Genomic DNA, 6,308 nt, shown 5'->3' with positions numbered 1-6,308 from the left:
TTTGGAGTTTTTTTGGTATAACCTTTGATGCGCACCCGCATAGCGGGTGGTTTATTTGTCTCGCACCTAGCGGAGCGAGACAGACTGAAAGTCAATAATGAAAAAGCGAACATACTAATTTCGTGGGAGATTAGCTGTGTTCGCTTTTTATATTCATTAAAGTTTATTTTTCTTGATAAGAGACGATGCCGATAATGGTATCGACAGCACGTTCCATTGTTTCTAGGCTGACATATTCGAAGCGACCGTGCATGTTTTCACCACCGGCAAAGATATTTGGTGTTGGAATTCCCTTAAAGGAAATTTTAGAGCCATCCGTCCCGCCACGAATAGGTTCAATAATCGGTTTGATGTCCAATTTGTTCATGACTGCTTTTGCGATATTGATTGGTGTCATGTCTTTTTCAATGACTTGGCGCATATTGTAGTATTGATCTTTCAGTTCTAAATGAACCCGTTCACCATGTTTTTCGTTCATTTTATTGGTAATGGAGCGCATGAATTCTTTGCGTTTTTCAAAGGTTACTGTATCAAAGTCACGAATGATATAACTTGCTTTTGCTTCCTCAACAGTTCCTTCTACATTCATAAGATGATAGAAGCCTTCGTAGCCATCTGTTAACTCAGGGCGGTCACCATGTGGCAATTGATTATGAAAGTCAATAGCTAATTGCAGAGCATTAATCATTTGTCCTTTGGCTGTCCCTGGATGGACATTGCGTCCTTGGAAAGTGATTTCTGCACTAGCTGCAGAGAAAGTTTCAAATTGAAGTTCTCCAAGCGGGCCACCGTCAACCGTATAAGCGAAATCTACATCGAAATCTATCGCATCAAACTTGTCAGCTCCAACACCAATTTCTTCATCTGGACCAAAACCAACTCGAATTTCGCCGTGTTTGATTTCCGGGTGACCTGATAGATACTCAATTGCTGTCATAATTTCAGCGATACCTGATTTATCATCAGATCCAAGAAGAGTCGTTCCATCGGTTGTAATCAAGGTTTGTCCTTTGTATTTTTTCAAACTAGCAAAATCAGCAGGGTCAAGATTAAAACCAGACTGCCCAAGCGGAATCACTTCGCCATCATAATTTTCAATAATTTGTGGATTGACACCTTCTGCGTTGAAATCTGCAGTATCCATGTGAGAAATAAGACCGATTTTGCGCGTGAAACTTGGGTCATTTGCAGGAAGAGTACCGATGGCGTAGCCGTTAGGTAAGTAGTAGACATTTTCCAAGCCGACCCGCTTCATCTCAGGGATGAGGATATTAGTCGCAAAGTCCACTTGACTCTGGGTGCTGGGAGTAGTAGTGGAGGTCTCGTCTGAGCGTGTATTGACTTTAACATAAGTCAGAAAACGGTTTAAAAGATTAGGGTATTTCATAAAAACTCCTCTTTCATTTATTCAAATCTATTTTAGCATAATTGGGGAAAGGTGAGAAATATTTTTTACTGCTGTCGCTTCTAACTAACGTCTTAAAAACCATTTTATATAAGCGTTAAAAAATATGAATTTCACAGGGAAGGCTTTAAAAGATGAAGTCGCAAACTATTTTTCAGTTTTGGAGAGCAGCAGTCCGTTCTGTTTTATTTTTGTTTTTCAATTGTTAAAATGTCTGAATTATTAAATTTGTATTTTCTTCGTAGAGAATGGGATTTTAGGCTATTCAAGTCTTTTTTAAGATGTTAAAATGAAAGAAATTACAAGTAAACCATTGAAAGGCTAGTTTGGTTTTCACAAGGTGATTGAAGAGGAAAGATGATGAAGAAAGCAGTTCTAATGATGACTTTTGGCTCGCCAGAGGAGATTAGCTTTGAGGGAGTGGCTGAATTTTTTACCAATATTCGCCGCGGTGTCAGGCCGCAAGACCATGAGATTCAGACCCTCTATGATAACTATGTCCTCATTGGCGGAACGCCTCTGCAGCGTATCAGTCTAGAAGAGGTGGAAAAGGTCCGTCAGCGTTTATCTGGTGAGTATGCGGTTTATTTTGCCAATAAATTCTCACGTCCTTTTATCCCAGATGTGATTGAGCGGATGGAAGAGGATGGTATTGAGGATTGTATCTGTTTGATCCTAGAGCCGCATTTTTCTTACTATTCTGTTATGGGTTATGAGAAGTTTATCCAGAGTGACTCCATCCGCTTTAATATCATTAAGGAATGGTATCAAGAAGAAGCTATTCTTGATTATTGGGCAGAGGAACTGAGAAAGATTCTTACAGAAGAGGTTGGAGAGGAGACCTTCAAGATTTTCTTTTCAGCCCACAGTGTGCCTATTCTGGCTTTAGATTTTGGAGATCCTTACATTGATCAGATCTATGACAATGTCCGCTTGATTGCTGACAGGTTGGGTTTGACAGAGGAGGATTATCTCAATGTTTGGCAAAGTGAGAGTGACATTGGACTCCCTTGGATCAAACCTGACGTGCTGGACTACATGCGTCAGCAAGAAACACATCCGCAGCATTATATTTTTGTACCGATTAGCTTTATCAGTGAGCATATAGAGGTCCTTTTTGACAATGACGTGGAGTGCAAGGAACTTTGCGAAGATCTGGGTGTTGCCTATCATAGACCGCCTATGCCCAATGCAGATGACCGTCTAATTGACGCTCTGATTCAAAGTATCCACCGCCATAAGCATGAACCTTTCAAAGAATGTTTTCCAGAAGAAGAAACATTTGATGAATTGCAGCCGTCGGAGGAGAGCAGTCAGATTCTGGCAGAAGGTGCAGAGCTGAAAATGCCAGATTTTGTCAAGAAATTGATTGAGAAAAAAGGCCGCGAAAATGTTAAAATGCCATACTTTGTCAAGAAAATGCTGGAGAAAGCAGGAAAACTGCCTAAAAGCTGATTATGCATTTTCGTTGCTGACTTTATAACATGATTTCAGAAGGGAAATTCGCGATACTTTGGCACCAAGATTTGATCAGGGAACTGCTTTGCCAGTAGTCTTTGTGCCAGCACTAAGAATATGTAACTTTACATGGAGGAAAGCCGTTGCGATGGCCAATTATGTTTTTGGACATAATCCTTATCGGCTTTATGTTTATCATTTTCTAATTATGGAGGAGATGTAGCGGAGCACTCTGGTTGGATTAGGATCATTGTGTTAAGATCTGTTTACTGCACCGTATCAGCAGCTTTTTGACAGGAGCTAGGCACTCCCATCTTACCAGCCACCTGCAAGTATACTGGAAAATGTGAAAAAAGAAGGGAATAGAGATTTTCTAATCTCGATACTTTTTAGATTGCAACAAAAAAGGCTGAGACACTTTTGTTTCAGCCTCGCTTTGTTCTGATCAACAGTTTCCCAGACTGTTTAATCTAATAAGGTAATAAAAGATAAACTAAGTGATAACAAAATAATGTCTGAAAGATCCTTTTAATCTCAGTCTAGAGGCAAGAGGATGAAGTAAAATTTTAAAAAATTACTTCTGTCCCACCATCTTTTATATCTCATTGATTCAAAATAAACTTTTCAATAGCTGCGGCGACACCGTTCGCATCATTGGTATCTGTCACATAATTGGCTAGTTTTTTAACATAGTTGCTAGAATTGCCCATAGCCACGCCAAGACCTGCAAATTGGATCATTTCAATGTCGTTGTTGGCATCACCAAGTGCCATAATTTCTTGAGGTTCAATCTCTAAGTGTTGAGCTAATTGCTTAAGAGCTGTTGCTTTAGTAGTGCCCTTTGGCATGGCTTCGTAAATGACCGGTTGTGAGCGAACACCGCTGAAACGTTGAGAAATCTGCGAACCAAATTGTTTTTCAAAGGTATCTAACTCATTAGGCTGGGCTAAAAACATAGCTTGAAATATAATATTTTTACTGCTGATAGCTTCTTCGAGACTGATTTCTGTTGGGGTTGTGAAGACAAGGCTAGCATCATAGGTGACTAGGTCGCTTGGTTTTTCGTTAACTACTAAATAGCGTTCTTCGTCAAAAAGAGTCAGTTGGGCAGGAGTTTGCTTGGCGATTCTATCCAGATAAAGCATATCCTCTGCACTTAGCTCTTTCCAATTAACAAGCTTCCAATCCTTTGTTTGATGAGTGGAGCAGCCGTTATTGATAATGACATATTCATTATCTCCACTCAGTCCTAATTGTTCATAATAAGGTTTCACTCCGACTAGAGGGCGACCTGTACAAAGAACCAGCTTTACTCCATGTTCGACAGCTTGATGAATCGCTTGAATATGTGCTTGGGGAATTTCTTTTTGACTATTTAAAAGCGTACCGTCCATGTCTAATGCGATTAGTTTAATCATAGCATTCTCGTTTCTGTAAATGTATTTATTTTTATTATAGCATAAATGAAACGGAATATGGTATGCCTTTTCAGGACTGGTAAAAATCACCTTTCTTATGTTATAATAAATAGAATACCCGAAAAGGAAGAGAAAAATGAATGTAGATGAATTAAAAAAGCGGCAGGAGCGGATTCGGAATTTCTCCATCATTGCTCACATTGACCACGGTAAGTCAACTTTGGCAGATCGAATTTTGGAAGCGACGGATACTGTATCCAGCCGGGAAATGCAAGCTCAACTTTTAGATAGTATGGATTTGGAAAGGGAGCGGGGCATTACTATTAAGCTCAATGCGATTGAACTTAATTATAGAGCTAAGAACGGTGAAACTTATATTTTTCATTTGATTGATACACCAGGGCATGTGGACTTTACTTATGAAGTATCGCGATCATTGGCAGCCTGTGAAGGGGCTATTCTGGTGGTCGATGCAGCACAAGGTATTGAAGCACAAACTTTAGCCAATGTTTATCTTGCTTTAGATAATGATTTGGAAATCTTACCAGTTATCAATAAAATTGACCTTCCAGCTGCTGATCCAGAGCGAGTTCGAACAGAGATTGAAGATGTCATTGGTTTGGATGCAAGTGAAGCTGTGTTGGCTTCGGCTAAAGCTGGTATCGGGATTGAAGAAATCTTGGAGCAAATCGTGGAGAAAGTTCCTGCACCGACAGGCAATGTGGCAGCACCGCTCAAGGCTCTCATTTTTGATTCGGTTTACGATGCCTATCGTGGAGTAATCCTGCAAGTGCGGGTTATGGACGGTGTGGTCAAGCCAGGAGATACCATTCAGCTCATGAGCAATGGTAAAACCTTTGACGTGACTGAGGTCGGCATCTTCACTCCTAAGGCCATTGGCCGTGATTTCTTAGCGACAGGGGATGTTGGCTATATCGCAGCCTCTATCAAGACGGTACAGGATACTCGGGTCGGAGACACAGTGACCTTGGCGGACAATCCAGCTGCGGAGCCATTAGCCGGCTACAAGCAGATGAACCCGATGGTCTTCGCTGGTCTCTATCCGATTGAGTCCAATAAATACAACGATCTGCGTGAGGCTCTCGAAAAACTCCAGCTAAACGATGCTAGCTTGCAATTTGAACCGGAAACATCACAGGCATTAGGATTTGGTTTCCGTTGTGGCTTCTTGGGCTTACTGCACATGGACGTTATTCAGGAGCGTTTGGAGCGTGAGTTTAATATTGATCTGATCATGACAGCGCCGTCTGTTATCTATAAAGTCAATATGACAGATGGGGCGTCTATTGATGTGTCCAACCCAAGCGAGTTTCCGGACCCGACCAAGATTGATTCGATCGAGGAGCCATACGTTAAGGCACAGATTATGGTGCCCCAAGAATTTGTCGGAGCAGTTATGGAGCTGGCTCAGCGCAAGCGTGGTGACTTTGTGACCATGGACTATATCGATGATAATCGGGTCAATGTCATCTATCAGCTCCCGCTTGCTGAAATCGTCTTTGACTTCTTTGACAAGCTCAAGTCCTCTACTCGTGGCTATGCTAGCTTTGACTACGAAATCTCTGAGTATCACTCATCCAAGCTGGTGAAGATGGATATTCTCCTCAATGGCGACAAGGTTGATGCTCTCAGCTTTATCGTTCACAAGGAATTTGCCTATGAGCGTGGTAAGCTGATTGTGGACAAGCTCAAGAAAATCATCCCGCGCCAGCAGTTTGAAGTACCAATTCAGGCCGCTATCGGTCAGAAAATCGTGGCTCGGACAGATATCAAGGCCCTGCGTAAGAACGTCTTGGCTAAATGTTATGGTGGTGACGTTTCTCGGAAGCGCAAACTCCTAGAAAAACAAAAAGCTGGTAAAAAACGGATGAAAGCTATCGGATCTGTTGAAGTTCCGCAAGAAGCCTTCCTCAGTGTCTTGAGTATGGATGATGAATAACATCCAGTGGATGTTATTCACCCGATTCAAGAGATAAATTAAATGACAGTTTAGAGTCTGGGACAAA

The 6,308-nt window shown here is 41.4% G+C and carries 4 protein-coding genes; 2 read left to right on the top strand and 2 right to left on the bottom strand.

Features of this window, described 5'->3' with window-relative positions; all coding sequences use genetic code 11:
* Positions 1–163 precede the first annotated feature (163 nt).
* Entirely contained in the window at positions 164–1,387 is a 1,224-nt protein-coding gene (gene pepT / locus STRDD04_RS03045; RefSeq protein WP_062199254.1) for a peptidase T, read from the bottom strand.
* Between the two features lie 378 nt (positions 1,388–1,765).
* Between pepT and hemH the strand changes: the two genes are divergently transcribed.
* Positions 1,766–2,860 (top strand): ferrochelatase, encoded by a 1,095-nt coding sequence (gene hemH, locus STRDD04_RS03040; RefSeq protein WP_037617491.1) that lies wholly within the window; start codon positions 1,766–1,768, stop codon positions 2,858–2,860.
* A gap of 605 nt (positions 2,861–3,465) precedes the next feature.
* On the opposite strand, the gene STRDD04_RS03035 is transcribed toward hemH, so the two are convergent.
* Entirely contained in the window at positions 3,466–4,281 is an 816-nt protein-coding gene (locus STRDD04_RS03035) for a Cof-type HAD-IIB family hydrolase (protein ID WP_062199252.1), read from the bottom strand.
* 136 nt (positions 4,282–4,417) lie between these two features.
* Between STRDD04_RS03035 and lepA the strand changes: the two genes are divergently transcribed.
* Positions 4,418–6,241, top strand: a complete 1,824-nt coding sequence (lepA, locus tag STRDD04_RS03030) for a translation elongation factor 4 (protein WP_062199250.1) — start codon at positions 4,418–4,420, stop codon at positions 6,239–6,241.
* Positions 6,242–6,308: the final 67 nt, after the last annotated feature.

Source organism: Streptococcus sp. DD04, from assembly GCF_001578725.1.
In the GTDB taxonomy this organism is placed as follows: Bacteria; Bacillota; Bacilli; order Lactobacillales; family Streptococcaceae; genus Streptococcus; species Streptococcus sinensis.
This window is presented reverse-complemented; position numbering and strand designations above follow the sequence as displayed.